This is a genomic window from Leifsonia sp. (assembly GCF_051955155.1).
GTDB lineage: Bacteria > Actinomycetota > Actinomycetes > Actinomycetales > Microbacteriaceae > Leifsonia.
In genome coordinates this window covers 1-26,587 of sequence record NZ_JBQCGZ010000068.1, presented here as the reverse complement: position 1 = coordinate 26,587, position 26,587 = coordinate 1, and the positions used below count along the sequence as shown (strand labels likewise).

The 26,587-nt window shown below is 70.8% G+C and carries 24 protein-coding genes; 21 read left to right on the top strand and 3 right to left on the bottom strand.

What is annotated here, in order from left to right; translation table 11 throughout:
• The 16 genes from ACTHMF_RS06945 to dnaE all read left to right on the top strand — a co-directional run.
• On the top strand, positions 1-1,498 hold a 1,498-nt coding region (locus ACTHMF_RS06945), incomplete at its 5' end, for a Mur ligase family protein (protein ID WP_440316843.1).
• Complete coding sequence (locus tag ACTHMF_RS06940) at positions 1,499-2,911, top strand: UDP-N-acetylmuramoyl-tripeptide--D-alanyl-D-alanine ligase (RefSeq protein WP_314146400.1); 1,413 nt, start codon at positions 1,499-1,501, stop codon at positions 2,909-2,911.
• Complete coding sequence (gene mraY, locus ACTHMF_RS06935; RefSeq protein ID WP_314146401.1) at positions 2,908-4,023, top strand: phospho-N-acetylmuramoyl-pentapeptide-transferase; 1,116 nt, start codon at positions 2,908-2,910, stop codon at positions 4,021-4,023. Before ACTHMF_RS06940 ends, mraY begins: the two co-directional genes overlap by 4 nt.
• Positions 4,008-5,552 carry a UDP-N-acetylmuramoyl-L-alanine--D-glutamate ligase gene (gene murD / locus ACTHMF_RS06930; RefSeq protein WP_440316842.1) on the top strand — a complete coding sequence of 515 codons (1,545 nt, stop codon included), beginning with the start codon at positions 4,008-4,010 and terminating at the stop codon, positions 5,550-5,552. The genes mraY and murD overlap by 16 nt, the downstream gene beginning before the upstream one ends.
• Positions 5,515-6,735, top strand: a complete 1,221-nt coding sequence (gene ftsW, locus ACTHMF_RS06925) for a putative lipid II flippase FtsW (protein WP_440316841.1) — start codon at positions 5,515-5,517, stop codon at positions 6,733-6,735. Before murD ends, ftsW begins: the two co-directional genes overlap by 38 nt.
• Entirely contained in the window at positions 6,732-7,808 is a 1,077-nt protein-coding gene (locus ACTHMF_RS06920; RefSeq protein ID WP_440316840.1) for a UDP-N-acetylglucosamine--N-acetylmuramyl-(pentapeptide) pyrophosphoryl-undecaprenol N-acetylglucosamine transferase, read from the top strand. The genes ftsW and ACTHMF_RS06920 overlap by 4 nt, the downstream gene beginning before the upstream one ends.
• Positions 7,809-7,863: 55 nt before the next feature.
• A complete protein-coding gene (gene murC, locus ACTHMF_RS06915) occupies positions 7,864-9,276 on the top strand; it encodes a UDP-N-acetylmuramate--L-alanine ligase (RefSeq protein WP_440316839.1) in 1,413 nt (470 codons plus the stop codon).
• Positions 9,277-9,279: 3 nt separating this feature from the next.
• Complete coding sequence (locus ACTHMF_RS06910; RefSeq protein WP_440316837.1) at positions 9,280-10,266, top strand: FtsQ-type POTRA domain-containing protein; 987 nt, start codon at positions 9,280-9,282, stop codon at positions 10,264-10,266.
• Positions 10,267-10,561: 295 nt separating this feature from the next.
• The gene (gene ftsZ, locus ACTHMF_RS06905) at positions 10,562-11,731 is read left to right on the top strand and encodes a cell division protein FtsZ (protein ID WP_314146407.1); all 1,170 of its coding nucleotides are present in this window, start codon (positions 10,562-10,564) and stop codon (positions 11,729-11,731) included.
• Positions 11,697-12,398, top strand: a complete 702-nt coding sequence (locus ACTHMF_RS06900) for a YggS family pyridoxal phosphate-dependent enzyme (protein WP_440316836.1) — start codon at positions 11,697-11,699, stop codon at positions 12,396-12,398. The genes ftsZ and ACTHMF_RS06900 overlap by 35 nt, the downstream gene beginning before the upstream one ends.
• Positions 12,399-12,466: 68 nt before the next feature.
• Complete coding sequence (locus ACTHMF_RS06895) at positions 12,467-12,985, top strand: cell division protein SepF (protein WP_314146409.1); 519 nt, start codon at positions 12,467-12,469, stop codon at positions 12,983-12,985.
• A gap of 79 nt (positions 12,986-13,064) precedes the next feature.
• Entirely contained in the window at positions 13,065-13,361 is a 297-nt protein-coding gene (locus ACTHMF_RS06890) for a YggT family protein (protein WP_314146410.1), read from the top strand.
• 148 nt (positions 13,362-13,509) lie between these two features.
• Positions 13,510-14,367 carry a DivIVA domain-containing protein gene (locus ACTHMF_RS06885; RefSeq protein ID WP_440316835.1) on the top strand — a complete coding sequence of 286 codons (858 nt, stop codon included), beginning with the start codon at positions 13,510-13,512 and terminating at the stop codon, positions 14,365-14,367.
• A 31-nt stretch (positions 14,368-14,398) separates the two neighbouring features.
• Entirely contained in the window at positions 14,399-15,004 is a 606-nt protein-coding gene (gene lspA / locus ACTHMF_RS06880) for a signal peptidase II (protein ID WP_440316834.1), read from the top strand.
• Complete coding sequence (locus ACTHMF_RS06875) at positions 15,004-15,924, top strand: RluA family pseudouridine synthase (protein ID WP_440316833.1); 921 nt, start codon at positions 15,004-15,006, stop codon at positions 15,922-15,924. Before lspA ends, ACTHMF_RS06875 begins: the two co-directional genes overlap by 1 nt.
• 140 nt (positions 15,925-16,064) lie before the next feature.
• Positions 16,065-19,580: a DNA polymerase III subunit alpha gene (gene dnaE / locus ACTHMF_RS06870; RefSeq protein ID WP_440316832.1), complete on the top strand. Its 3,516-nt coding sequence runs from the start codon at positions 16,065-16,067 to the stop codon at positions 19,578-19,580.
• Between the two features lie 4 nt (positions 19,581-19,584).
• On the opposite strand, the gene ACTHMF_RS06865 is transcribed toward dnaE, so the two are convergent.
• On the bottom strand, positions 19,585-20,127 hold the full coding sequence (locus tag ACTHMF_RS06865; RefSeq protein ID WP_314146415.1) for a flavin reductase family protein: 543 nt from the start codon (positions 20,125-20,127) through the stop codon (positions 19,585-19,587).
• Between the two features lie 81 nt (positions 20,128-20,208).
• Here ACTHMF_RS06865 and hisD point away from each other — a divergent pair, with 81 nt between their 5' ends.
• From hisD to ACTHMF_RS06850, 3 genes are read left to right on the top strand one after another with little or no spacing between them, the layout of a single operon-like run.
• Complete coding sequence (gene hisD, locus ACTHMF_RS06860) at positions 20,209-21,516, top strand: histidinol dehydrogenase (RefSeq protein WP_440316831.1); 1,308 nt, start codon at positions 20,209-20,211, stop codon at positions 21,514-21,516.
• 21 nt (positions 21,517-21,537) lie between these two features.
• A complete protein-coding gene (gene nrdR / locus ACTHMF_RS06855; protein ID WP_314146417.1) occupies positions 21,538-22,011 on the top strand; it encodes a transcriptional regulator NrdR in 474 nt (157 codons plus the stop codon).
• Between the two features lie 40 nt (positions 22,012-22,051).
• The gene (locus tag ACTHMF_RS06850; RefSeq protein ID WP_440316830.1) at positions 22,052-23,095 is read left to right on the top strand and encodes a quinone-dependent dihydroorotate dehydrogenase; all 1,044 of its coding nucleotides are present in this window, start codon (positions 22,052-22,054) and stop codon (positions 23,093-23,095) included.
• On the opposite strand, the gene ACTHMF_RS06845 is transcribed toward ACTHMF_RS06850, so the two are convergent.
• Positions 23,063-23,977 carry a ribonuclease HI family protein gene (locus ACTHMF_RS06845; RefSeq protein WP_314146419.1) on the bottom strand — a complete coding sequence of 305 codons (915 nt, stop codon included), beginning with the start codon at positions 23,975-23,977 and terminating at the stop codon, positions 23,063-23,065. The two genes, ACTHMF_RS06850 and ACTHMF_RS06845, sit on opposite strands and share 33 nt — an antisense overlap.
• Position 23,978: 1 nt before the next feature.
• Positions 23,979-24,575, bottom strand: a complete 597-nt coding sequence (locus ACTHMF_RS06840) for a DUF3043 domain-containing protein (RefSeq protein WP_440316829.1) — start codon at positions 24,573-24,575, stop codon at positions 23,979-23,981.
• A gap of 42 nt (positions 24,576-24,617) precedes the next feature.
• Here ACTHMF_RS06840 and ACTHMF_RS06835 point away from each other — a divergent pair, with 42 nt between their 5' ends.
• Together ACTHMF_RS06835 and erpA are read left to right on the top strand one after the other, a co-directional pair.
• Positions 24,618-26,036 (top strand): dipeptidase, encoded by a 1,419-nt coding sequence (locus ACTHMF_RS06835; RefSeq protein WP_440316828.1) that lies wholly within the window; start codon positions 24,618-24,620, stop codon positions 26,034-26,036.
• 69 nt (positions 26,037-26,105) lie between these two features.
• Positions 26,106-26,462 (top strand): iron-sulfur cluster insertion protein ErpA, encoded by a 357-nt coding sequence (gene erpA, locus ACTHMF_RS06830; protein WP_440316827.1) that lies wholly within the window; start codon positions 26,106-26,108, stop codon positions 26,460-26,462.
• Positions 26,463-26,587: the final 125 nt, after the last annotated feature.

The window sequence follows — 26,587 nt, the reverse complement described above, 5'->3', positions numbered from 1 at the left end:
CCCCCCGCGCGCCCAGGGGGTCGGGGAGTTGGGGGTGGCCGGCCGGGGTGACCTCGCGGCGGTCGAGGTCACCGGTGCGGCCCTCGCCAGCTCCGCCGTCGAGCCGGGCGACCTGTACGTCGGCGTGCCCGGCCGCAACGCCCACGGAGCGAGCTACGCGACCGCCGCCGCCGAGGCGGGCGCCGTCGCGATCCTGACCGACGAGGAGGGCGCGGACATCGCGGCCGACTCCGGCCTGCCGATCATCGTCACGCCCGACCCGCGCGCCGCCCTCGGTGCCGTCGCCGCGTGGATCCACCGCACGGACGAGAACTCCGCGACGCTGTTCGGCGTGACCGGAACCAACGGCAAGACGAGTGTCGTCTATCTGCTGTACGCGATCCTCGGCCAGCTCGGCGTCGTCGCCGGCTTGACATCCACCGCGGAGCGCCGCATCGGCGAGAAGGCGATCACGAGCAAGCTGACGACGCCGGAGGCCACCGAGCTGCACGCGCTGCTCGCCAGGATGCGCGAGGAGGGCGTCCGCGCGGTCGCCATCGAGGTGTCGGCGCAGGCGCTCAGCCGCCACCGCGTCGACGGCATCGAGTTCGACGTCGTCGGGTTCACGAACCTGAGCCACGACCACCTCGACGACTACACCGCCATGGACGACTACTTCGAGGCGAAGCTGGAGCTGTTCCAGCCGGATCGCGCCCGCCGCGGCGTCGTCACGGTCGACTCCGACTGGGGCAGGGCGCTCGTCGAGCAGTCCCGCATCCCGGTCACCACGCTGTCCTCGTCGCCCGGCTCCGACGCCGAGTGGGTGCTCACGGTGGACGAGGAGACCCTGACCCACACCGCGTTCACGCTGGAGGGCCCCGAGGGCCGCCGCCTGAGCACCAGCGTGCCGTTGCTCGGCGCCTACAACGCCGCCAACGCGGCGCTCGCGATCGTCATGCTGGTGGAGTCCGGCTACGACCTGGAGGCCATCGGCGCAGCGCTGGAGCGCGACGGCGGGATCGACGCCTACGTCCCCGGCCGCACCGAGCGGATCTCCGGCGACCGCGGACCGGTCGTCTTCATCGACTACGGCCACACGCCCGACGCGTTCCTCTCCACGCTGAACGCGCTGCGCAAGGTCACGGCCGGCCGCATCGTGATGGTGTTCGGCGCCGACGGCGACCGGGACACGACCAAGCGCGCCGACATGGGCGCGATCGCCGCCCGCGGCTCCGACGCGGTCGTGATCACCGACTTCCACCCGCGCTGGGAGGACCCGGCCGCCATCCGCGCCGCGCTGCTCGACGGCGCCCGCGCCGCCGTGCCGGACCTGGAGCTCTACGAGGTGCCGGACCCGCGAGCCGCCTTCCGCGCCGCGCTCGCCCTCGCGGGCGAGGGCGACGTCGTCCTGTACGCCGGCCCCGGCCACGAGGACTACCAGGAGGTGGCGGGGGAGCGCATCCCGTACTCCGCCCGCGACGATGCCCGGCTCGCGCTGCGAGAGGCCGGGTGGCTGTAGATGATCGCCCTGACCCTCGCCGAGATCGCCGCCGCCACCCGCGGCACCCTCCTGCTCGACGGCACCGGCGCGACGCCCGAGACCGTCATCAGGGGCCTTGCGACCACCGACTCCCGTGAGGTCGTGGACGGCACCGTCTTCTTCGCCAAGCCCGGCGAGGTGACCGACGGCCACCTGTTCGCGCCGCAGGCCGCCGAGGCCGGCGCCGCGCTGATCGTCGTCGACCACGCCCTCGACCTGTCCGTGCCCCAGCTCCTCGTGGAGGACACCGTCGTCGCGCTCGGCGATCTCGCGACCGAGGTGATCGCCCGCGTCCGCGCGCTCGGGAACCTCACGATCGTCGGCGTCACCGGCTCGAACGGCAAGACGACCACCAAGAACCTGCTGCGCGAGATCCTCGAGCAGGTCGGCCCGACCATCGCTCCGCGCGCCTCGTTCAACAACGAGGTCGGCGCGCCCGTGACCATGATCGAGGTGACGGAGGAGACGCAGTTCCTCGTCGCCGAGATGGGCGCGAGCGGCATCGGCGAGATCGCGCGCCTGGTGCGCATGGCCCGCCCGGACATCGGCATCGTGCTCAAAGTCGGCCTCGCCCACGCCGGCGAGTTCGGCGGCATCGAGAAGACCCTGGCCGCCAAGACCGAGATGGTCAGCGACCTGCTGGAGTCCGACGTCGCTGTGCTCAACCTGGACGACCCGCGCGTCGCGTCGATGCAGGACAAGACCGTCGCCCGCGTGCTCTGGTTCGGCCTCGACGAGCGCGCCGCCGTGCGCGCCACGGACGTCGTCTCCAGTTCGCGCGGCACCTCGTTCACGCTGCACCTCCCGGACGGGCAGTCGCGTCCCGTGCACTTCAGGGTGCTCGGCGAGCACCACGTCATGAACGCGCTGGCCGCCGCCGCCGCCGCGCACACGCTGGACGTCGACATCGACACGATCGTCGACGGCCTGCAGCGGGTGCAGCGCGCCGAGCGCTGGCGGATGGAGGTGATGGGAGGCGCCGACGGCGTGACCATCATCAACGACGCGTACAACGCGAGCCCGGACTCGATGGCCGCCGCCATCAAGACGCTGGCCCAGATCGCCGAGCCGGGGGAGCGCACGATCGCGGTCCTCGGCGAGATGAGCGAGCTCGGCGAGTTCTCCGGCGAGGAGCACGACCGCATCGGCCTGCTCGCCGTGCGGCTCGGGATCGACCAGCTGGTCGTCGTCGGGCCCGCGGCCAGGCGGATGCACATCTCCGCGATCAACGAGGGGTCGTGGGACGGCGAGTCGCTCTACTTCGACACCCAGGACGCCGCCTACGACCACCTGAAGGGCGCGCTGCGCTCCGGTGACACCGTGCTGGTGAAGTCCTCGAACTCCGCGGGGCTGCGCTTCCTCGGCGACCGACTGGGAGAATTGTTCTCGTGAGAGCCCTGCTGACCTCCGGTGCGCTGTCGATGGCGTTCTCGCTGTTCCTGACGCCGCTGTTCATCCGGCTCTTCCACCGCCTCCAGTGGGGCCAGTTCATCCGCGACGACGGTCCGCAGAGCCACCACGCCAAGCGCGGGACGGCCACCATGGGCGGCATCGTCGTGATCCTGGGGACGCTGTTCGGCTACTTCGTCGCGCTGTTGCTGACCGGGGACGAGACCAGCGTGTCCGCGCTGCTCGTGCTGTTCCTGATGGTGGGCCTCGGCGTCGTCGGCTTCGTCGACGACTTCCTGAAGACCCGGCGCGAGCGAAGCCTCGGCCTCACCGGCTGGGCCAAGGTCGGCGGCCAGGTGATCGTCGCGACCGTGTGGGCGCTGCTGGCGATCATGTTCCCGAACGGCCGCGGCGAGACGCCCGCGACCATGAGCGTCTCGTTCATCCGCGACCTCTCCGGCCTCGACTTCGGCGCGATCACCCGGTTCGGCGCGATCGGCGTCATCGTCGGCTACGGGCTGTACCTGATCTGGATCAACTTCATCGTCGCCGCCACCTCCAACGGCGTGAACGTCACGGACGGCCTGGACGGTCTCGCCTCCGGCGCGAGCATCCTCGCCATCGGCGCGTACATCATCATCGGCTTCTGGCAGTCCATCCAGTCGTGCGCGAGCCCGAACCTGAACCCCGAGAACATCGCCAAGTGCTACGAGGTGCGCGACCCGTTCGACCTCGCGATCGTGGCGACCGCGATCGTCGGGGCCGTTGTCGGCTTCCTGTGGTGGAACACTTCGCCCGCGCAGATCTTCCTCGGCGACACCGGCTCGCTCGCGCTCGGCGGCGCCGTCGCGGCCCTCGCCATCCTCAGCCACACCGAGCTGCTGCTCGTGCTGATCGGCGGCCTGTTCGTGATCGAGGCCGGTTCCGTCATCGTGCAGCGGGCCTACTTCAAGCTGACGCACGGCAAACGCATCTTCCTGATGAGTCCCATCCACCATCACTTCGAGCTGAAGGGATGGGCGGAGGTGACCGTCGTCGTGCGGTTCTGGATCGTCGGCGGCCTGCTCGTCGCGGCGGGCGTCGGCACCTTCTACCTCGAATGGCTCGCCACGTGAGCGCGCTCGAGGAGCGCCTGGCCGCGCTCACCAGCTGGCACCACGACTGGTCCGGCCTGCGCGTCGCCGTCTACGGCCTCGGCGTCACCGGCTTCTCGGTCGCCGACACGCTCGCCGAGCTCGGCGCGCAGGTGCTCGTCGTCGCGTCGAAGGCCGACGAGGAGCGCGCGATGCTGCTCGAGGTGATCGGTGCCGAGCTGCTGGAGGAGCCCGATCTGAGCGCCGCCCCCGGGCGGCTGGTGGAGTTCGATCCCGAGCTCATCGTGGTCTCGCCCGGCTTCCACTGGGACCACCCGCTGCTGCTCTGGGCCGCCGAGCGCGGCACCCAGGTCTGGGGCGACATCGAGCTCGCCTGGCGGCTGCGCGACAAGGTCGGCGATCCGGCGGACTGGATCTGCGCCACCGGCACCAACGGCAAGACGACGACCGTGCAGCTGACCGCGACGATGCTGCTCGCCGGCGGCTCCCGGGTCGCGCCGTGCGGCAACATCGGCGTCCCGGTGCTGGACGCGATCCGCGACCCGCAGGGCTTCGACGTCCTCGTCGTCGAGCTCTCCAGCTACCAGCTGCACTGGGTGAACAGGAACCGGGGAGGGCGACTGCAGCCGTACTCGTCCGCGTGCCTGAACATCGCGGACGACCACCTGGACTGGCACGGCTCGCTGGAGGCGTACATCGCCGCGAAGGCCAAGGTCTACGAGAACACCGAGGTCGCCTGCGTCTACAACCGTGCCGACGCGAACACGCTGCACATGGTGGAGCAGGCCGACGTGATCGAGGGCGCCCGCGCCATCGGCTTCGGCCTGGACGTTCCCGGCCCGAGCGACTTCGGGATCGTGGACGGCATCCTGTGCGACCGCGCGTTCCTGGACGACCGGATGCACAGCGCCATCGAGCTGACGACGCTGGACGAGCTGCGCGAGGCGGGCCTCGCGGCGCCGCACGTGGTGGCGAACATCCTCGCCGCCAGCGCGCTCGCCCGCTCCTACGGTGTCCCCCCGCAGGTGATCCGCGACGTCCTGACCGCGTTCCGCCTCGACGCCCACCGCATCGAGCTGGTGCGGGTAGAGGCCGGCATCAGCTGGGTGGACGACTCGAAGGCGACGAACCCGCACGCCGCGGACGCGTCGCTGAAGGCCTACCCGTCCGTCGTCTGGGTCGTCGGCGGCCTGCTCAAGGGCGTGGACATCGAGGAGCTGGTCCGCACGCACGTCTCGCGGCTGCGCGGCGCGGTGCTGATCGGCGCCGACCGCTCGGCGCTGCGCTCCGCATTCGAGCGACACGCCCCGGGGCTGCCGGTGCTGGAGGCGGAGGCCGACGAGACTGAAGGGGTCATGCCGGCGGCGGTCCGGCTGGCCGGCGGTCTGGCCCGCGAGGGCGACACCGTGCTGCTGGCACCCGCTGCCGCGTCGATGGACCAGTTCGCCGACTATGCGGAGCGGGGCAGGAAGTTCCAGCAGGCCGTCAACGAGTTTTTGGGAGGTGAGGCGGATGACGACGAGTCCGCCTCGCGTCCAGGCGCCGACTGAGCACTCCTCCCGCCTCTCCGGGCTGACCGCCCGGATCTCGCTCGGCAAGGCCGCGGCGAGCGAGTCGGCCGACTACTTCCTGCTGCTCGGGATCACGCTGTTCCTGGTGGTCTTCGGGCTGGTCATGGTGCTCTCCTCCTCGTCGGTGGAATCGCACAACGACTCCGACAACTTCTTCGCGCGGTTCTGGTCGCAGGGCGCGTTCGCGCTGATCGGCCTGCCGCTGATGTTCCTGGTCTCGCGGCTGCCGCTGCAGTTCTGGAAGAAGTCGATCTGGTTCCTGCTCGCCGGGGCCTGCTTCCTGCAGGTGCTGGTGCTGCTGACCCCGCTCGGCATGGAGATCGGCGGGAACCGCAACTGGCTGAAGATCGGCGGCTTCACGCTGCAGCCGTCGGAGGCGATCAAGCTCGGCCTGGTGATCTGGCTGGGCGTCGTGCTCGCCCGCAAGAAGGACATGCTGGGCGACTGGAGGCACGTCGCGGTCCCGGTCGTGCCGGTCGCCGGAGCCGCGATCGGCGTCGTCGTGCTCGGCGGCGACCTCGGGACGACCATGATCATGGCCGCGCTCGTGCTCGGCGCGCTCTACTTCGCCGGGGTCAAGCTGCGCTACCTGCTGACCGGTGTCGCCGGCGTCGCGGTCCTGGCGTTCTTCGTCGCGATCTCCAGCCAGAGCAGGCTGGGCCGCATCGCCGCGATGTTCGGAGGGTCGAGCGCCGTCAACCCGGACGTGACCTGGCAGATCGACAACGGCTACTACGCCCTGGCCTCCGGAGGTGTCTTCGGCGTCGGCCTCGGCAACTCGCACTCGAAGTGGTCGTGGCTGCCCGCCGCGGACACCGACTTCATCTTCGCGATCATCGGCGAGGAGCTGGGGCTCATCGGCGCGGTCGTCGTCCTGCTCCTGTTCGTGATGCTCGCGATCGTGTTCCTGCGCATCATCCACGCCTCCACCGACCCGTTCCCGCGGATCACCACGGCGGCGGTCATGGTGTGGCTGATCGGCCAGGCGTTCGTCAACATCGCCGTCGTGCTCGGGGTGATCCCGGTGCTCGGCGTCCCGCTCCCACTGATCTCTGCGGGAGGGACTGCGATGATCTTCTCCATGATCGCAATCGGCATCGTCCTCTCCTTCGCCCGGCAGAACGCCAAGGATGCGCGTCGCGCCAAGGGGCTCGACGCGTGACCCGCTACCTCCTGGCCGGCGGCGGAACCGCAGGCCACGTCAACCCGCTGCTCGCCGTCGCCGACCGGCTGCGCCGCGACGACCCGTCCGCCGAGGTCGTCGTGCTCGGCACCAAGGAGGGGTTGGAGGCCCGCCTGGTGCCCGCGCGCGGCTACGAGCTGGTCACCATCCCGAAGCTGCCGTTCCCGCGCCGCCCGAACGCCGCGGCGCTGCGCTTCCCCGGCGAGTACCGCCGGGCGATCCGCACCGTCGGCACGCTCATCCGGGAGCGCGGCATCGACGCCGTCGTCGGCTTCGGCGGCTACGCGGCCGCGCCCGCATACTCGGCCGCGCGCAAGGCCGGCGTGCCCCTGGTGCTGCACGAGGCGAACGCCCGTCCCGGGCTCGCGAACCGGCTCGGCGCTCGCTACACCCCGTGGGTCGGCGTCGCGTTCGAGGGCACGGCGCTCCCGCACGCCCGGTTCGTCGGGATGCCGCTGCGCATCGAGATCGAGGAGCTCGACCGCGCGGCATCGCGCGACGCCGCCCTCGCCGAGTTCGGACTGTCCGCCGACCGCCCCACGCTGCTGGTGACCGGCGGCTCGCTCGGCGCGCGCCGCCTGAACGCCACCATCTCCGAGCGTGCGAGGGAGCTCACCGCCGCCGGCTGGCAGGTGCTCCACATCCAGGGCGGCCGCGGCGAGCTGACCGATCCCGGTATCGAGCACTACCGGCTGCTCGACTACTGCGACCGCATGGACCTCGCCTTCGCGCTGACCGATGTCGCGGTCGCGCGCGCGGGTGCGGCGACCGTGTGCGAGTTCGCTGCGCTCGGCATCCCGGCCGTCTACGTCCCGTTCCCGATCGGCAACGGCGAGCAGCGCTTCAACGCGGCGGGCGTCGTCCGCGCCGGCGGGGGAATCCTGGTGGACGACGCGGCGTTCCTGCCGTCGTGGGTGGACGAGCACCTGCTCCCGCTGCTCGCCGACCGCGGCCGGGTGGCCGACATGTCGGCGCGGGCCGCGAGCGCGGGCGTCCGCGACGGCTCCGACCGGATGGTGTCGCTCATCCGGAGCGGACTCTCACGGGCGTAGCGTCATACTTAACGCCGGAACCGCCAGCACCGCAGAAGACGACGAAAGCAGCAACGTGACGATCAAACCCGACCTGTCCCTCTCCATCCCCGACGAGCTGGGCGCACTGCACTTCGTGGGGATCGGCGGCTCGGGCATGAGCGGCATCGCCCGGCTGTTCCTGGAGTCCGGCTACACGGTGACCGGCTCCGATGTCCGGCACTCGGCGAACATCGACGCGCTGCGCGCGCTCGGCGCGACCATCGCGATCGGCCACGACGCGGCGAACGTCGGCGACGCCGACACGCTGGTGGTCACCGGGGCGCTCTGGCAGGACAACCCGGAGTACCAGCTCGCGCTGCAGAAGGGCCTGCCGGTCCTGCACCGCTCGCAGGCGCTGGCCTGGTTGATCAACCGCAAGCGGCTGGTCGCGGTCGCGGGCGCCCACGGCAAGACGACCTCCACCGGCATGATCATCACCGGCCTGCTCGGCCTCGGCGAGGACCCGAGCTTCGTCAACGGCGGCGTGATCGCGTCGCTCGGCAAGAGCTCGCAGACGGGTTCCGGGGAGCTGTTCGTCGTGGAGGCGGACGAGTCGGACGGCTCGTTCCTGCTCTACGACACCGCGGTCGCGCTGATCACCAACGTCGACCCCGACCACCTGGACCACTACGGCTCGCTCGAGGCGTTCGAGGACGCCTTCGTGACCTTCGCGAAGGACGCCGACGAGTTCGTCGTCGTCTCCTCCGACGACCCCGGGGCGGTGCACGTCACGAACCGGCTGCGCGAGGCGGCGCCGGACAAGCGCATCGTGACCTTCGGCGAGGCCGAGGACGCCGACGTGCGCGTGCACTCGATCGTCACCGAGGGTCCCGTCGCGTTCTCGCTGACCTTCGACGGCGCGGAGTACTCGGCGCAGCTGCGCGTGCCCGGCCGCCACAACGCCATCAACGCCGCCGGCGCGTTCGCGGTGCTCACCGGGCTCGGCTTCGACCCGGCCGCCGCGCTGGAGGCCATCGCCGAGTTCGGCGGCACCGAGCGCCGCTTCGAGCTGCACGGCACCGTCGGCGGCGTGAGCGTGTACGACGACTACGCCCACCACCCGACCGAGGTCGCGGCGGCGCTGTCCGCCGCGCGCACCGTGGTCGGCGACGGCCGGATCATCGCCGTGCACCAGCCGCACCTGTACAGCCGGACCCGGCTGTTCGCGAAGGAGTTCGCCGAGACCCTGGAGACCTACGCGGACGAGACGGTCGTGCTCGACGTGTACGGCGCACGGGAGGACCCGGAGCCCGGCGTCACCGGCGCGCTGGTCGCCGAGCGCTTCGCGCATCCCGAGCACGTCGCGTTCATCGCCGACTGGCAGCAGGCGGCCGACCACACCGCGCAGATCGCCCGCGACGGCGACTTCGTGATCACGCTCGGCTGCGGCGACGTGTACCGCATCGTCCCGCAGCTCCTGGACTCGCTGCGGCGCACGCGTGGGTAGCCGGTGAAGCGTCCCCAGGGTTTCGACGGGCGGCAGGCGCAGACCCCGGCGCCCCAGGCGCCCGTCCCCGCGGCGCCCGCTCCCGCGGATCGCGACCGCCGGGACCGCGACCGCGACCGGGATCGCCGGGAGGAGCCGCGCGCGGTCACGACGATGACGGAGCCGGTCCCGATCGCCCGGCCCCGCGACGAGTCGCCGTACGCGGCGCTGCCGACGAACCGGGAGATCACCAAGGCCGTGCGCGAGGCGCGCAGGGAGCGCAAGCGGATCGAGCGCGGCGAGGTCAGGCGCTTCACCAAGCGGTCGCGCCGGCGGAGGCTGGCCTGGATCGCCGCCGCGGCCGTCGTCGCCGCGCTGGTACTCGGCGTCGTCGCCGTCGCGTTCTCGCCGCTGCTGGCGCTCCGGCACATCGACGTCGTCGGCGCCTCGCGGCTGGACCAGAAGGCGATCGTGCACAAGCTCGACGACCAGGTCGGCACGCCGCTCCCGCTGCTGGACCAGGCGGCGATCTCGGCCGACCTCGCCGCCTTCCCGCTGATCCGCAGCTACACGCTGGAGAGCCACCCGCCGGACACCCTGGTGATCCGGATCGTGGAGCGCCAGCCGCTCGGCGTGATCCGCCAGGGCAACGCGTACACATTGGTGGACGCTGCCAAGGTGCCCATCTCCTCCAGCGCCGCGCGCCCCGATGGCTTCCCGCTGATCTCCGCCACCGGCGGCTCGGTGGAGACGAGCGCCGACTCCGGCTTCGCGGCGGCGGCCAGCGTGCTCTCGTCGCTTCCCGCGTCGCTGCTCGGCCAGGTGGACACCATCACCGCCAAGACCAAGGACGACGTCTCGTTCACGCTGCGCGGGCGGACGGCCACGGTGGTCTGGGGGAGCGCGGAGGACTCCGCGCTCAAGGCGGCGGACCTCGCGGCGCTCATCAAGAGCGCCGGCGACCGCACGCGCTACGACGTGTCGTCGCCGCACAGCGTGACGACGGGATGAGCCAGTCGGGAATGCGCCGTCGTATCGGACCCGGCCGGGCGCCCGTCTCGCACGCACGCCGCCGATTCGTGACGAATGTCGTGAATCTGCGACGAATGGACCGCGTTCCTCACGAATGGGACGTCGGTTGCGGTGCCGGAGGGCGAAAGCAGGGACGTTGCGCACGGGATTTCCCGACACGCGCCGCGGCTGCGGGGCCGGAGACCCCGACGCCCCTACCGTCGAATCGAGAATTGCATACTCAGCATAACTTTAAGCCTCGACTTGAGGTTGAAGGTTCCCGTGGAGGCCGGACGTGACAGCAAATCAGAACTACCTCGCCGTGATCAAGGTCGTCGGCATCGGCGGCGGCGGCGTCAACGCCGTCAACCGCATGATCGAGCTCGGCCTGCGCGGCGTCGAGTTCATCGCCATCAACACGGACGCGCAGGCGCTGCTGATGAGCGACGCCGACGTGAAGCTCGACGTCGGCCGCGAGATCACCCGCGGCCTCGGCGCCGGAGCGGACCCCGAGGTCGGCCGCCGCGCGGCGGAGGACCACGCCGAGGAGATCGAGGAGGCGCTCGCCGGCGCCGACATGGTCTTCGTCACCGCCGGTGAGGGCGGCGGCACCGGCACTGGCGGCGCGCCCGTCGTCGCACGGATCGCGAAGTCCATCGGCGCGCTCACCATCGGTGTCGTGACCAAGCCGTTCTCGTTCGAGGGCAAGCGCCGCGCGCAGCAGGCCGAGGCCGGCGTGCAGCGGCTCAAGGAAGAGGTCGACACCCTCATCGTCGTGCCGAACGACCGGCTGCTGGAGATCAGCGACCGCGGCATCAGCATGCTCGAGGCGTTCTCCACCGCCGACCAGGTCCTCCTCGCCGGTGTCCAGGGCATCACCGACCTGATCACCACGCCCGGCCTGATCAACCTCGACTTCGCCGACGTCAAGTCGGTCATGCAGGGCGCGGGCTCCGCGCTGATGGGCATCGGCTCCTCCCGAGGCGCCGACCGCGCGATCAAGGCCGCGGAGCTGGCGGTCGCCTCGCCGCTGCTGGAGGCGTCCATCGACGGCGCCCACGGCGTCCTGCTCTCCATCCAGGGCGGATCGAACCTCGGCATCTTCGAGATCAACGACGCCGCGCGGCTGGTCCAGGAGGCGGTGCACCCGGAGGCGAACATCATCTTCGGCGCCGTCATCGACGACACCCTCGGCGACGAGGTGCGCGTGACGGTCATCGCGGCCGGCTTCGACGGCGGCGAGCCGAACGGGAAGCCCGTGATCGACACCCGCCGCTCCACCTTCGTGGAGGCGGGCTCCGAGGAGGCGGCGGCGCCCGCCGTCGAGGCCGCTGCCGAGACCGAGGCCCCGGCGGCCGACGCGTGGCACGCGACCGGCGAGACCCCCGTGACCGAGGCGGCCCAGAAGGACCCGGCGTTCGACGACGAGAATGACGACCTCGACATCCCCGACTTCCTCAAGTAGCCCGCTCGCCGAGCGCTTGGCCGCGGTCCGGGACGGCATCGCCGATGCCGCCCGGGCCGCCGACCGTGCGCCCGAGGAGCTCACGACGATCGTGGTGACCAAGTTCCACCCGGCCTCGCTCGTGCGCGAACTCGCCGCTCTCGGCGTCCGCGACGTGGGGGAGAACCGGCACCAGGAGGCGCAGGAGAAGGCGGCGGAGCTCGCCGACCTCGACCTGCGCTGGCACTTCGTCGGCCAGCTGCAGAGCAAGAAGGCCAGGCAGGTGCGCCGCTACGCCTCCGCCATCCACTCGGTCGACCGGCTCTCGCTGGTGGACGCGCTGCGCAGCGAGGACGGCGACATCGACGCGTTCGTGCAGCTGAACCTCACCGACGACCCCGGCCGCGGCGGCGTCGCGGACAGGGACCTGGAGCCGCTGGTCGAGCACATCCTGGACACGCCGGGACTGCGGCTCGTCGGCGTGATGGCCGTCGCGCCGCTCGACGAGGCGCCGGCGCGCGCGTTCGAGCGCGTCCGCACCGCGAGCGACCGCGTCCGCTCCCTCGCTCCGCAGGCGACCTCGATCTCGGCCGGGATGTCGCAGGACTACCGCGAGGCGATCGCCGCGGGCGCGACACACCTCAGGATCGGGACCGCCATTACCGGGAATCGGCCGCCTCTTCGTTAATCTCGAAGAGGAGAAGGAACAGGCAAGTGCGTGGCGTCGTGTCGGCGCACGTCGAGACGGAGGAAGCCATGGCCAACCCGCTGAAGAAGACGATGGTCTACCTGGGCCTCGCCGACGAGGAGCTGGAGTACGACGAGCAGCCGCAGGAGCAGCAGGCGCAGCACCAGCCGCGCCGCGAGGCGCCGGCGCCCTCGCCCGTCCAGCCGGTCCCGCACCCCGCTCCGGTCGCGCCCGCGGCCGGCCGCGCTCCGGTCACGCCGCTGCGCAAGTCGTCCACCGCACGGAATGCTTCGGTACAGGAAATGAACGAGATCCTCACGGTCCACCCCCGCCAGTACCGCGACGCGCAGGCGATCGCCGAGTCGTTCCGCGAGGGCATCCCGGTGATCATCAACCTCTCGCAGATGAGCGAGGGCGACGCGCGCCGCCTGATCGACTTCGCCAGCGGCCTCTCGCAGGGGCTCTACGGCAAGATCGAGCGCGTCACGCCCAAGGTCTTCCTGCTGTCCCCGTCGCACGTGGTCGTCTCCGGCGAGCACGGCGGTGCGGACGCCGAGGTCGACGCCTCCTTCTTCGCGCAGGCCTGAGCCCGCGAGCTCGCTGAAAGCGCACCACCCCGGCGGGGTGGTGCGCTTTCGTGCATGCGCGGTCGTTCATACTGGATGGGTGCTTGCCGTCTCGATCGTCGCGAACGTCGTCTACTACGCCCTGCTGATCTACTTCTTCGTGATGTGGGCGCGCTTCGTGATCGACCTCGTCCGCACCTTCTCCCGCCAGTGGCGGCCGAAGGGCTTCGGGCTGGTGCTCGCGGAGTCGACCTATGTGGTGACCGATCCGCCCATCCGGTTCTTCCGGCGGATCATCCCTCCGCTGTCGATGGGGCCGGTCGCGATCGACTTCGGCTGGAGCCTGACCATGCTGGTGGTCATCATCGGCCTGTACGTGGTCGGCAACTTCACCTGAGCGTCGCTCGGCCCAGCGCCCCGAGCGCACGATAGGGTGGTCAGGCCGACGCGCCCGAGTGCGGCGGAGTGCGCATCGCCCGCGCATTTTGCTAGCGTTGGCTGAACGCACTTTTTGTTCGTCTTTTCAAGATCTAAGGTGGCTTGCCATGGCGCTGACTCCGGAAGATGTAGTCAACAAGCGGTTCCAACCGACGAAGTTCCGTGAGGGCTACGACCAGGACGAGGTCGACGACTTCCTCGACGAGGTCGTCGTCGAACTGCGTCGACTGGGTCAGGAGAACGAGGAGCTCAAGCAGCGCCTCGTGGCCGCCGACTCCCGCATCGCCGAGCTGCAGCGCTCGTCCGGCTCCGCCCCCGCCCCGGCCGCAGCGGCCCCGGCACCCGCCGCCGACAACGGCGACGTGCAGCGCCTGGAGCGCGAGAACGCCGAGCTCAAGCAGCGCCTCGCCGCCGCCGAGCGCGAGGCCGAGAACGCCAAGCAGCAGGCCTCCGCCGCTCCCGCCGCCGCCGCGGGCGCCGCCGGCGGTGCCGCAGCGGGCTTCGCGGCCGGCTCGACCGACGCCAACGACCCCAACGCGACCAACAACCTCCTGCAGCTGGCCCGCCGCCTGCACGAGGAGCACGTCCGCGAGGGTGTCGAGAAGCGCGACGCCCTGATCGCGGAGGGGCACGCCACCGCCGCCCGCATCGTCGCAGAGGCCGAGTCCAAGCAGCGTGCGCAGATCAGTGCCCTCGACCAGGAGCGTTCCACCCTCGAGCGTCGCATCGACGAGCTCCGCGGGTTCGAGCGCGACTACCGCCAGGGCCTCAAGAGCTACATCGAGGGCCAGCTGCGCGACCTCGACAGCCAGCAGGTCAGTGGCTCGCAGGGCTTCGGCCAGAACCGTCCCGCCGCGGTGAACACGGGCGGCGTCCCCGCGCCGGTCCCCGCCGGATCGTCGGACGGCTCGAACAGCCAGGACCAGGGCAACCAGCCCCCGGTCTTCCCCGGCTTTGGAGGCTAGTACCTCCCGGTCCAAGGTCAGCGTCCGGGCCTTGGCGATCCTGGCGGCGGTCGCGCTCTGCGTGTACCTCGTCGACCAGATCGCCAAGGTCCTGGTCGTTTCGAACCTGTACGAGGGCCAGCAGCTCGAGGTCCTTGGACAGCTCCTGCAGTTCCACTTCGTCAAGAACGCGGGTGCCGCGTTCTCGATCGGCAGCGGATCCACGTGGATCTTCTCGATCGTCGGCGTCGGCGTGCTCGGCTTCGTGATCTGGTACGCGCCGCGCATCCGCTCCGTCGCCTGGGCCGTCCTGTTCGGACTCCTGCTCGGTGGACTGCTCGGGAACCTCACGGACCGCTTGTTCCGGGAACCCGGCTTCGGTGTCGGGCACGTGGTCGACTTCCTGCAGATCCCGCTGCTGCCCGCCATCTTCAATCTGGCCGACGTGGCGATCGTCTCCAGCATGGCCCTGTTCCTGATCCTCACGATCCGCGGGATCGGCCTGGACGGCCGCCGCGCGCAGGACGAGGAGGACGTCGCCGAGGGCGATGAGCCCGCGGAGACCGTGCCGCCTGTCGAGCAGGCACGGCCGGTGGAGGCAACGCACACCGAGACGCCGGACACCCCCGGCGACGAGCCAGGGAGCCCGCGGGCCTGATGGAGTCGCGCAGCTTCCCCATCCCCGACGGGCTGGAGGGCGCGCGCGTCGACGCGGGCCTCGCCAAGCTCCTCGGCTTCTCGCGCAGCTTCGCGGCTGAGATCGCCGAGGCCGGCGGCGTGACCGTCGACGGCCGCGAGGCCGGCAAGTCCGACCGCCTGAGCGCCGGCTCCTGGCTCGAGGTGAGCTGGCAGCCGCGCGAGGAGGCGCGGATCGTGCCGATCGCGGTCCCCGAGCTCACGATCGTGCACGACGACGACGACATCGTCGTGATCGACAAGCCGGTCGGTGTCGCCGCCCACCCGTCGGTGGGCTGGGAGGGACCCACGGTCCTCGGCGCCCTCGCGGCCGCCGGCTTCCGCATCTCCACCTCGGGCGCCGCAGAGCGCGCCGGCATCGTGCACCGCCTCGACGCCGGGACGAGCGGCCTCATGGTCGTCGCCAAGTCCGAGCACGCGTACACCGTGCTCAAGCGCGCGTTCCACGACCGCACGGTCGAGAAGATCTACCACGCCGTCGTCCAGGGCCATCCCGATCCGCTGACCGGGACCGTGGACGCGCCGATCGGGCGGCACCCGCGCAGCGACTGGAAGTTCGCGGTCGTCGCCGGCGGGAAGCCGTCGGTGACCCACTACGAGACGATCGAGGCGTTCCCGGCCGCGAGCCTGCTGGAGATCCACCTGGAGACCGGCCGAACCCACCAGATCCGCGTGCACATGTCCGCGCAGCGGCACCCGTGCGTCGGCGACGCCATGTACGGCGCGGACCCGACCCTCTCGGCGAGGCTCGGCCTCACCCGGCAGTGGCTGCACGCCGTCCAGCTCGCCTTCACGCACCCCGCGACGGGGGAGTGGACGACCTTCACGACGGGCTACCCCGCGGACCTGCAACACGCCCTCGACGTGCTCCGCGCCTCCTAGCTCCGCCGTCCTCCCGAGGGTCTTCCGCCATCGCTTCCGGGGTTCTTCACGGCCGCGTCCGGCGTGTCGCGGGAAGAAGTCCGGAAGCGTTGGCGAGGGGCCAACCACGGCGGCGGAAAAGTTCGTAGGCTGGTACTCAAATGGCCGACTCCTTCGTTCACCTCCACGTCCACAGCGAGTACTCCATGCTGGACGGTGCCGCGCGGGTGAAACCGCTGATCGACGCGGCCGTCGGGCAGGGGATGCCCGCCGTCGCGGTCACCGACCACGGCAACATGTTCGGTGCTTTCGACTTCTGGCGCACGGCGACCGACGCGGGCATCAAGCCGATCATCGGCACCGAGGCGTACCTGACCCCCGGCACGCACCGCACCGACAAGACCAGGATCCGCTGGGGCGACGGCGGCGGCGACGACGTGTCCGGCTCCGGCGCGTACACGCACATGACCATGCTCGCCGCGACGACCGAGGGGATGCACAACCTCTTCCGGCTCTCGTCGTACGCGTCCATGGAGGGCTACTACTTCAAGCCGCGCATGGACCGCGAGCTGCTGAGCCGCTACTCGAAGGGCATCATCGCCACGACCGGCTGCCCGTCCGGCGAGGTGCAGACCCGGCTCCGGCTCGGGCAGTACGAGGAGGCCAAGAAGGCAGCGGCCGAGTTCCGCGACATCTTCGGCAAGGAGAACTTCTTCGCCGAGATCATGGACCACGGGCTCGGGATCGAGCGCCGGATCATGTCCGACCTGATCCGGCTGGCCAAGGAGCTCAACATCCCGCTGGTCGCCACCAACGACCTCCACTACACGCACGCCGAGGACGCGAAGAGCCACGCCGCGCTGTTGTGCGTGCAGTCCGGGTCGACGCTGGACGACCCGAATCGGTTCAAGTTCGACGCCGACGAGTTCTACCTCAAGACGCCGGAGCAGATGCGTGACCTGTTCCGCGACCACCCCGACGCGTGCGACAACACCCTCGCGATCGCCGAGCGCTGCGACGTGAAGTTCGACACCGCCGCCAACTACATGCCGCGCTTCCCCGTCCCGGAGGGCGAGACCGAGCAGACCTGGTTCGTCAAGGAGGTCGAGAAGGGCCTGGGCGAGCGCTACCCGGACGGGATCACCCCGGAGGTCCGCAAGCAGGCCGACTACGAGATCGGCGTCATCTCGCAGATGGGCTTCCCCGGCTACTTCCTCGTCGTCGCCGACTTCATCAACTGGTCGAAGCGCAACGGCATCCGCGTCGGCCCCGGCCGCGGCTCCGGCGCCGGCTCGATGGCGGCGTACGCGATGCGGATCACCGACCTCGACCCGCTGCAGCACGGCCTCATCTTCGAGCGCTTCCTGAACCCCGACCGCGTCTCCATGCCCGACTTCGACGTCGACTTCGACGACCGTCGTCGCGGCGAGGTCATCAAGTACGTGACCGAGAAGTACGGCTCGGAGCGCGTCGCCCAGATCGTCACCTACGGCACCATCAAGGCCAAGCAGGCCCTCAAGGACTCCGGCCGCGTGCTCGGCTTCCCGTTCTCGATGGGCGAGAAGCTCACCAAGGCGATGCCGCCGCCCGTGATGGGCAAGGACATCCCGCTCACCGGCATCTTCGACAAGAACCACCCGCGCTACAAGGAGGCCGTCGACATCCGCGCGGTCGTGGAGTCGGACCCCGAGGCGAAGACGGTCTTCGACACCGCCCTGGGGCTGGAGAACCTGAAGCGTCAGTGGGGCGTGCACGCCGCCGGCGTGATCATGTCGTCCGATCCCCTGATCGACGTCATCCCGATCATGAAGCGCGAGCAGGACGGCCAGATCGTCACGCAGTTCGACTACCCGGCGTGCGAGTCGCTCGGTCTGATCAAGATGGACTTCCTGGGGCTGCGCAACCTCACGATCATCAACGACGCGCTCGACAACATCCGCGACAACCGCGGCGAGAACCTGGTGCTCGAGGATCTGACGCTGGACGACCGCCCCGCGTACGAGCTGCTGTCCCGCGGCGACACGCTCGGCGTGTTCCAGCTCGACGGCGGGCCGATGCGCTCGCTGCTGCGGCTGATGAAGCCGGACAACTTCGAGGACATCTCGGCGCTCATCGCGCTGTACCGCCCCGGCCCCATGGGTGCGAACTCGCACACCAACTACGCGCTGCGCAAGAACGGCCTCCAGGAGATCACGCCGATCCATCCGGAGCTCGCGGAGCCGCTCGCCGACATCCTCTCCACCAGCTACGGCCTGATCATCTACCAGGAGCAGGTCATGGCCATCGCGCAGAAGGTCGCCGGGTTCTCGCTCGGCCAAGCAGACATCCTGCGCCGCGCGATGGGCAAGAAGAAGAAGTCGGAGCTGGACAAGCAGTTCGAGGGCTTCTCGCAGGGCATGCAGGCCAACGGCTACTCGATGGACGCGGTCAACAAGCTCTGGGAGATCCTCCTCCCGTTCTCCGACTACGCCTTCAACAAAGCGCACTCGGCCGCCTACGGCGTCATCTCCTACTGGACCGCCTACCTCAAGGCGCACTACCCGGCCGAGTACATGGCGGCGCTGCTGACCAGCGTCGGCGACTCCAAGGACAAGATGGCGCTCTACCTCAACGAGTGCCGCCGGATGGGCATCAAGGTGCTGCCGCCGGACGTCAACGAGTCCAACCTGTACTTCGCCGCCGTCGGCGAGGACATCCGCTTCGGGATGGGCGCCGTGCGCAACGTCGGCGCCAACGTCGTGGAGGGCGTCCGCGAGGCGCGCGAGTCCAAGGGCCGGTTCGAGTCGTTCCACGACTTCTTGAACAAGGTGCCGATCCACGCCGCGAACAAGCGGACTGTGGAGTCGCTGATCAAGGCGGGCGCGTTCGACTCGCTCGGCCACACCCGCCGGGCGCTGGTCGAGGTGCACGAGGACGCCGTCGAATCGGCGGTGAAGATCAAGCGCAGCGAGGCGAACGGCGACGTCGGGTTCGATTTCGACAGCCTGTGGGGCGACGACGAGCCGAACCAGTCGCAGCACCATATCCCCGAGCGGCCGGAGTGGGTCAAGCGCGACAAGCTCGCGTTCGAGCGCGAGATGCTCGGTCTCTACGTGTCCGACCACCCGCTGGCCGGCCTGGAGCTGCAGCTGGCCAAACTCGCGAGCACATCGATCGCCGAACTGCTGGCCTCCGAGAGCGTTCAGGACGGCGACACCGTCGTCATCGCGGGCCTGGTGACGAGCGTTCAGCACCGCGTGGCCAAGGCCTCCGGCAACCAGTACGGCATGATCCAGGTCGAGGACTTCGGCGGCGAGATGACCGCCATGTTCATGGGCAAGGCCTACCAGGAGTTCTCGTCGATGCTGCAGGGCGACTCGATCGTCGTCGTCCGGGGCCGCGTGAGCCTGCGCGACGACGGCATGAACCTGCACGCCTTCAGCCTCATGGTGCCCGATCTGGGCCAGGCCGACGACGTCGGCACCCTGACGATCACGATGCCGGACCAGCGCGCGACCACGGACACGGTGAGCTCGCTCGCGGAGGTGCTCGCGCGCCATCCGGGCGACAGCGAGGTGCGGCTGCGCCTGGTCAAGGGTCAGGTCGCGCGGGTGTTCGAGGTCCCCAAGCCGGTGAAGGTCTCCCCGGACCTGTACGGCGAGCTCAAGGGCCTGCTCGGCCCGAACTGCCTGGTCTGAGCCGTCAGTCGAGCTCGCTCGGCCGGTGGTAGCGGCGCTCGTGGTAGAGCAGCGGCTCGTCCTCGGCGCCGAAGCCGCCCTCCTCGATCTGCACGACGACGACCGCGCTGTTGTGCACGGGGAAGCGCTCGACGATGCGGCCGACCATCCAGGCCGTCACGTCCTTGATGATCGGCAGGCCGTGCGGGCCGCGGTACCAGTGGTCGCCGAGGAACCGGCGGGCGTTGTCGGCGGAGAGGATCTCGGCGACGGCCTTGTTGCGCACCCCGAGCATGTGGATGGCGACCCTGTCGGTCTCCGCGATCGCCGGCCAGCTCGACGCCGACAGCGCCATGTTGAACGTCGCGAGCGGCGGGACCGCCGCGAGCGACGCCAGCGAGGTGGCGGTGAAGCCGACCGGGGTGCCGTCCGCGGTCTGCGCGGTGACGATCGCGACGCCGGCGGCATGCCTGCGGAAGGCCTGACGGAACGCGGCGAGGTCGGGCGTGGGATCGAGGGGACGGGCGGGCGCCTGATCGGCGGCCGGCTCGGAGGCTGAGCTGTTCATACAGGTAAAGCAAACACCGTTCGGCAGTGGGGAATTTCCGCGAGGGAAGGACCGGCGGGAAGCGGATAGGCTGGATCGGTCATGATGCAGACCATCGATCTCCGCGGAATCCAGCCTACTCGCGCCGCCTTCGAGCGCCTCGTCCCGCGTCCCGTCGTGGACGTGCAGGTGGCGATGCATGCGGCGTCCGAGCTGATCGAGGACGTGCGCTCGCGCGGTCTCGCAGCGCTCGCGGAGCAGGCGGAGCGCTTCGACGGCGGGGCGCCCGCGTCGGTCCGCGTCCCCGCGTCGGTGATCGCCGCGGCCGTCACCGCGCTCCCCGCCGACGTGCGGGCGGCGCTGGAGGAGGCGATCGCCCGCGTGCGCGAGGCGACCGCGGCCCAGGTGCCGCCGGCCGCAGAGACGGTGATCGGCCCCGGCGCGACGATCGTGCAGCGCTGGCAGCCGGTCGAGCGCGCCGGCCTCTACGTGCCGGGCGGAAAGGCCGTGTACCCGTCCAGCGTCGTGATGAACGCGGTTCCCGCACAGGTCGCGGGCGTCGCGTCTGTCGCGCTCGCGAGCCCGCCGCAGCGGGAGTTCGGAGGTGCGGTGCACCCGGCCATCCTCGGCGCGGCCGGCCTGCTCGGCATCGACGAGGTCTACGCGATGGGCGGCGCCGGCGCGATCGGCGCGCTGGCCTGGGGCGTCGAGGAGATCGGCCTCGACCCGGTGCAGGTCATCACCGGCCCCGGCAACATCTACGTCGCCGCCGCGAAGCGGCTCGTGCGCGGGCAGACCGGCATCGACTCGGAGGCCGGCACCACCGAGATCCTGGTGATCGCCGACGGCACCGCCGACCCGCGCCTCGTCGCCGCCGACCTGATCAGCCAGGCCGAGCACGACGAGGCAGCCGCATCCCTGCTGGTCACCGACAGCCCGGCCTTCGCCGGCCGCGTCGCGGTCGAGCTGGAGGCGCTGGCCGGGGCCACCCGGCACGCCGAGCGCGTGCGCACCGCCCTCTCCGGCCAGCAGTCCGCGATCGTCCTCGTGGACGACATCGCGGCGGCCGCCGCGTTCAGCAACGCGTACGGCCCCGAGCACCTGGAGATCCAGACGGCGGACGACGACGCCGTGCTCGCCCGCATCCAGAACGCCGGCGCGATCTTCCTCGGCCCGAGCTCCCCGGTCAGCCTCGGCGACTACCTCGCCGGCTCCAACCACGTGCTGCCGACCGGCGGCCAGGCGCGGTTCTCTCCGGGCCTCGGGGCGTACTCCTTCCTGCGACCGCAGCAGGTCATCCGCTATGACAGGGAGGCGCTGAGCGAGGTCGCCGACCGCATCCTCGCCCTCTCCGGTGCCGAGGACCTGCCCGCGCACGGCGAGGCGGTCAGCATCCGCTTCGCCGGGTGAAACACCGGTAGAATATCCGTCATGTTCTGCCCCTTCTGCCGCCACCCCGACTCCCGCGTCATCGACTCCCGCACGAGCGACGACGGCCTGTCGATCCGGCGCCGCCGGCAGTGCCCGGAGTGCGGGCGGCGGTTCTCGACCACCGAGACCGCGAGCCTCAGCGTGATCAAGCGCAGCGGGGTCGTCGAGCCGTTCAGCCGCGAGAAGATCGTGCTCGGCGTCCGCAAGGCCTGCCAGGGCCGGCCGGTGACCGACTCCGACCTGGCGGTGCTCGCGCAGAAGGTCGAGGAGACCATCCGCTCGACCGGCGCCTCCCAGATCGAGGCGAACGACATCGGGCTCGCCATCCTGCCGGAGCTCCGGGAGCTGGACGAGGTCGCGTACCTGCGCTTCGCGAGCGTCTACCAGGCGTTCGACTCGCTGGAGGACTTCGAGGACGCCATCCAGCAGCTCCGGGTCGCCCACCACGGCGAGCCGGCCGACGTCCAGGCCTGAGCCGGGCGGCCGATCGCGCGCACGGTATTCTCGTACCGGCATGTATCGCACACTCTTCTCCCTCGTCCTGTCCAAGCTCGACCCCGAGCGGGCCCATCACCTCGCCTTCCTGGTGATCCGCGCCATCCCCGCGGTCGGGCTCGGCGGCCTGGTGCGCCGGTTCACGGCGCCGGACCCGTCGCTGGCCGTCGAAGCGCTCGGATTGCGCTTCGACTCGCCGTTCGGCATCGCCGCGGGCTTCGACAAGGACGGGGAGGCGGTCATCGGCCTCGGCGACCTGGGCTTCGGCCACGTCGAGGTCGGCACGATCACCGCCATCCCGCAGCCGGGCAACGACAGACCGCGGCTGTTCCGGCTCATCCCGGACCGCGCCGTGATCAACCGGATGGGCTTCAACAACCGCGGAGCGGGCGTCGCCGCGAACCGCCTGCTCGCGGTGCGCCGTCACCGTCGCCGTCCGGTGCTCGGCGTCAACATCGGCAAGAGCCGCGTCGTCGCGGTCGAGGACGCGACGGCCGACTACCTCACCAGCGCCAGGGCGCTCGCCCCGGTCGCCGACTATCTCGTCGTCAACGTCAGCTCTCCGAACACCCCCGGCCTGCGCGGCCTGCAGGAGCTGGAGCTCCTGGCGCCGCTGCTGCGCTCGGTGAAAGAGGTGGCGGGGGAGAAGCCGCTGCTGGTGAAGATCGCACCGGACCTCACGGACGAGCAGGTGGAGAAGATCGCGGGCCTCGCGGTCGAGCTCGGCCTCGCCGGCATCATCGCCACCAACACCACCATCGCGCGCGACGGCCTCGTGACCGACCCCGCCGTCGTCGAGGCGGCCGGCGCGGGCGGACTGTCCGGCGCGCCGCTCGCCGAGCGGTCGCTCGAGGTGCTGCGGCTCATCCGCGCGACCGTCCCCGCCGACCTGTGCGTCATCTCCGTCGGCGGCGTCGAGACCGCCGAGGACGTGCAGCGCCGGCTGGACGCGGGCGCGACGCTCGTGCAGGGCTACACCGCGTTCCTCTACCGCGGCCCGCTGTGGGCGCGGCACATCAACAGGGGGCTGCTACGCCTCCGGCGTTCCCTGGTGGAAGCGTAGGCGCCAGCGGCCGCCGCTGCGCAGCCACAGCGAGCTGCGCAGGCTGCCGCCCCGCGCGTCGACCGTTCGCGCCGTGAGCAGGATGGTGTCCGCGCCGATGCGCTGGGTGCCGAGCACGGAGATCTCCGCGGCCGGCTCATCCTCGTCGGCGAGGGCTTGCAGGATCGCATCACGCCCCCACAGCCGTCCGGAGCGCCCGATCTCCTCGAAGTCGGGATGCAGCAGCTCCGCCACACGGGCGGAGTCGCCGCGCACCGCCGGCTCGATCAGCTCGCGCTCGAGGCGGACGACGACCTCCTCGTCCGTTTCCTCCGCGGGAAGGCCGTCGAACAGGTCGAACTCGACGGACGCGTTCTCCGTCGCGACGGGCTCCGCCTCGAGCACCGGTGCCGTGGGTTCCGGGGCCACCGCGACCGATCCCCCCGGCCAGCCGGGTCCGATCGGGATGGCGTCGCCGTCGCGGTACGCCGTCGCGACGGCCCGCGCGCGCACGTCCGCCGCCTCGTTGAGCTCGTGGCCGGCGTGGCCCTTCACCCACTCGAAGACGTAGCGGCGGCCCTGCAGGGCGCGGTCGAGCCGCTCCAGCAGCTCCCGGTTGAGCACGGGGGAGCCGTCGGCCTTGCGCCAGCCCTTCCGCTTCCAGCCGGGCATCCACTTGGTGACCGAGTTGATGACGTACTGGCTGTCGCACAGGATGTGCAGGTCGTCGTCGACGTGCGCCGTGGACTCCAGCAGATCGATGACCGCCATGAGCTCGCCCATGTTGTTGGTGCCGTGCGGCCAGCCGCCCGCCGACCAGTGGTCGTCGTCGACGTACCAGGCCCAGCCCGCCGGGCCGGGGTTGCTGAGGGCGGACCCGTCCGCCGCTGCGACGATCGTCACGTCAGCTGGGGAACTGGCCGCGCTTGACCTGCGGCTTCGGCAGGCGCATCACCCGCAGCTGCAGCGCGCGCATCGCCGCGTACCACTTGAGCCCGCGCTCGACCTTGGTCTTGCCGAACTTGTCGCCGATCTTCTTCGTCACGCGGAAGCCGAGGAACACGCAGTCGAGCACGGCGATCAGGAAGAACGCCCACAGGGCGACGAGGCCCCACACCTGCATGAACGCCCACGGCAGGAAGCTGAGAACGATCACCAGCAGCATCACCGGGATGAGGAACGCGCCGATGCTGAACCGGGCGTCGACGTAGTCGCGCACGAAGCGGCGCTGCGGGCCGCGGTCGCGCGCGGTCAGGTAGCGCTCGTCGCCGGCCGCCATGCCGATGCGGGCCTTCTCGCGCGCCTCCGCCTGCTTGGCGCGCGCGTTCCTGGCCGCCTCCTTGCGGTCGTTCGGCACCAGCGGCCGCTTGCGGGCCGCCTCCTGCTCGCGGCGCGAGGGCGTCGGGACGCCCTTGCCCTGCTTGAGACGGTCGGCCGTCTCCTCCGGGGTCTCGACGACGGGCGTCTCCGCCTCCGCCGCCTGGTTCTGTCGTTTCGCCAACGCTAAGCCTTCGGTTCGTAGGGTCCGTTTAAGATTACCCGCATGACAGACTCCCTTGAGACTCCGAACGCCGACTCGTCTGGGGCGGAGGAGCGCGTTCGCGCCGCCGTCGAGGCGGGGCTGCCGGCGACGATCGCCGAGCTCTCCCGCCTGGTCCGCATCCCCTCGGTGTCGTGGGCGGCGTACGACGCGGCGAACGTGCGCGCCAGCGCTGACGCGGTGGCGGCGCTGCTGACCGACACCGGGGCCTTCGACAGCGTCGAGGTGAAGCAGGCGCCGATCCAGGGCGAGACCCTCGGCCAGCCCGCCGTGCTCGCGACCAGGGCGGCGAAGAACGGCCGCCCGACCGTCCTGCTGTACGCCCACCACGACGTGCAGCCGCAGGGCGACGCCGCGAACTGGGACACGCCGCCGTTCGAACCGACGGTGCGCGGCGACCGGCTCTACGGCCGCGGCGCCGCCGACGACAAGGCGGGCGTGCTGTCGCACGTCGCGAGCGTCCGGGCGCTGGTGGAGGCCCTGGGCGACTTCGACCTGGGCCTCGCGGTCTTCATCGAGGGCGAGGAGGAGTTCGGCTCGCGCTCGTTCGCGAACTTCCTGGAGCAGAACAAGGAGGCGCTGGCGGCCGACGTGATCGTCGTCGCCGACTCCGACAACGTCGACGTCGACACCCCGGCCCTGACCGTCTCGCTGCGCGGCAACGTCACCTTCCGGCTCACGGTCTCGACCCTCGAGCACGCCTCGCACTCCGGCATGTACGGGGGAGCGGCGCCGGACGCGATGATGGCGATGGTCAAGCTGCTCGCCACGCTGCACGATACGAACGGCGAGGTGGCCGTCGACGGCTTCCTCGCGCACGACACCGCCGAGGAGCCCCCGCACGTGAGCGAGGAGCAGTTCCGTGAGGAGGCCGCCCTGCTGCCCGGCGTCACGCCGATCGGCAGCGGACCCATCCTGTCGCGGATGTGGTCGAAGCCGACCGTCACGATCACCGGCATCGACGCGCCGAGCGTCGCCGACGCCTCCAACACCCTGCTGCCGACGGTGGCGGTGCGGCTGAGTGCGCGTGTCGCGCCCGGTCAGCCGGCGGCGGACGCGTACGCGGCCCTGGAGCGCCACCTGCGCGCGCACGCGCCGTTCGGAGCGCATGTCGAGATCGACGACGTCGACACCGGAGAGGCGTTCCTCGTCGACACCGCTGGCTGGGCGGCGACCGAGGCCAAGCGCGCGATGGCGGACGCCTGGGGGAAGGAGGCGGTCGAGACCGGCGTCGGCGGGTCCATCCCGTTCATCGCCGACCTGGTCCGCGAGTTCCCGGAGGCGCAGATCCTGGTGACCGGCGTCGAGGACCCCGACACGCGCGCGCACAGCCCGAACGAGTCGCTGCACCTCGGCGTGTTCAAGCGGGCGATCCTGGCGGAGGCGCTGCTGCTGGCGCGCCTGAACGAGCGCGCCGGCTGACTCGACGCGTTCGCAGGAATCCGACGTAGAATCGACCCAGATCTCGCATCGCAACCCGTGAGGAGTCCCATGACCGACACAATGCTGACCGAGGCCAAGGCACACGGCGTCGGCCTCACCGACGCAGCCGCCGCCAAGGTCAAGAGCCTGCTCGAGCAGGAGGGCCGCGACGACCTGCGTCTGCGCGTCGCCGTCCAGCCCGGCGGATGCTCCGGTCTGATCTACCAGCTGTACTTCGACGAGCGCATGCTCGACGGCGACGCGACGGTCGACTTCGACGGCGTCGAGGTCATCGTCGACAAGATGAGCGTGCCCTACCTCGACGGCGCCTCGATCGACTTCGAGGACACGATCCAGAAGCAGGGTTTCACCATCGACAACCCCACCGCGACGGGTTCCTGCGCCTGCGGGGACTCGTTCCACTGAGTCGTCCTTAGCACATCGAAACGCACTGGGCCGCCCCGCGAGGGGCGGCCCAATGTGTTGGAATGAGGGTGTGCGGCGGAGTCGGGTAGGGACAGCCACCTACATTTTGATGTGAACTGTCCCAC

Excerpts from the sequence above, each read along its gene's own strand:
- ACTHMF_RS06940 (WP_314146400.1), top strand. The coding sequence starts at position 1,499 with ATGATCGCCCTGACCCTCGCCGAGATCGCCGCCGCCACCCGCGGCACC.
- murD (WP_440316842.1), top strand. The coding sequence starts at position 4,008 with ATGGCTCGCCACGTGAGCGCGCTCGAGGAGCGCCTGGCCGCGCTCACC.
- ftsW (WP_440316841.1), top strand. The coding sequence starts at position 5,515 with ATGACGACGAGTCCGCCTCGCGTCCAGGCGCCGACTGAGCACTCCTCC.
- ACTHMF_RS06900 (WP_440316836.1), top strand. The coding sequence starts at position 11,697 with ATGACGACCTCGACATCCCCGACTTCCTCAAGTAGCCCGCTCGCCGAG.
- ACTHMF_RS06895 (WP_314146409.1), top strand. The coding sequence starts at position 12,467 with ATGGCCAACCCGCTGAAGAAGACGATGGTCTACCTGGGCCTCGCCGAC.
- ACTHMF_RS06885 (WP_440316835.1), top strand. The coding sequence starts at position 13,510 with ATGGCGCTGACTCCGGAAGATGTAGTCAACAAGCGGTTCCAACCGACG.
- ACTHMF_RS06875 (WP_440316833.1), top strand. The coding sequence starts at position 15,004 with ATGGAGTCGCGCAGCTTCCCCATCCCCGACGGGCTGGAGGGCGCGCGC.
- dnaE (WP_440316832.1), top strand. The coding sequence starts at position 16,065 with ATGGCCGACTCCTTCGTTCACCTCCACGTCCACAGCGAGTACTCCATG.
- ACTHMF_RS06865 (WP_314146415.1), bottom strand. The coding sequence starts at position 20,127 with ATGAACAGCTCAGCCTCCGAGCCGGCCGCCGATCAGGCGCCCGCCCGT.
- hisD (WP_440316831.1), top strand. The coding sequence starts at position 20,209 with ATGATGCAGACCATCGATCTCCGCGGAATCCAGCCTACTCGCGCCGCC.
- nrdR (WP_314146417.1), top strand. The coding sequence starts at position 21,538 with ATGTTCTGCCCCTTCTGCCGCCACCCCGACTCCCGCGTCATCGACTCC.
- ACTHMF_RS06850 (WP_440316830.1), top strand. The coding sequence starts at position 22,052 with ATGTATCGCACACTCTTCTCCCTCGTCCTGTCCAAGCTCGACCCCGAG.
- ACTHMF_RS06835 (WP_440316828.1), top strand. The coding sequence starts at position 24,618 with ATGACAGACTCCCTTGAGACTCCGAACGCCGACTCGTCTGGGGCGGAG.
- erpA (WP_440316827.1), top strand. The coding sequence starts at position 26,106 with ATGACCGACACAATGCTGACCGAGGCCAAGGCACACGGCGTCGGCCTC.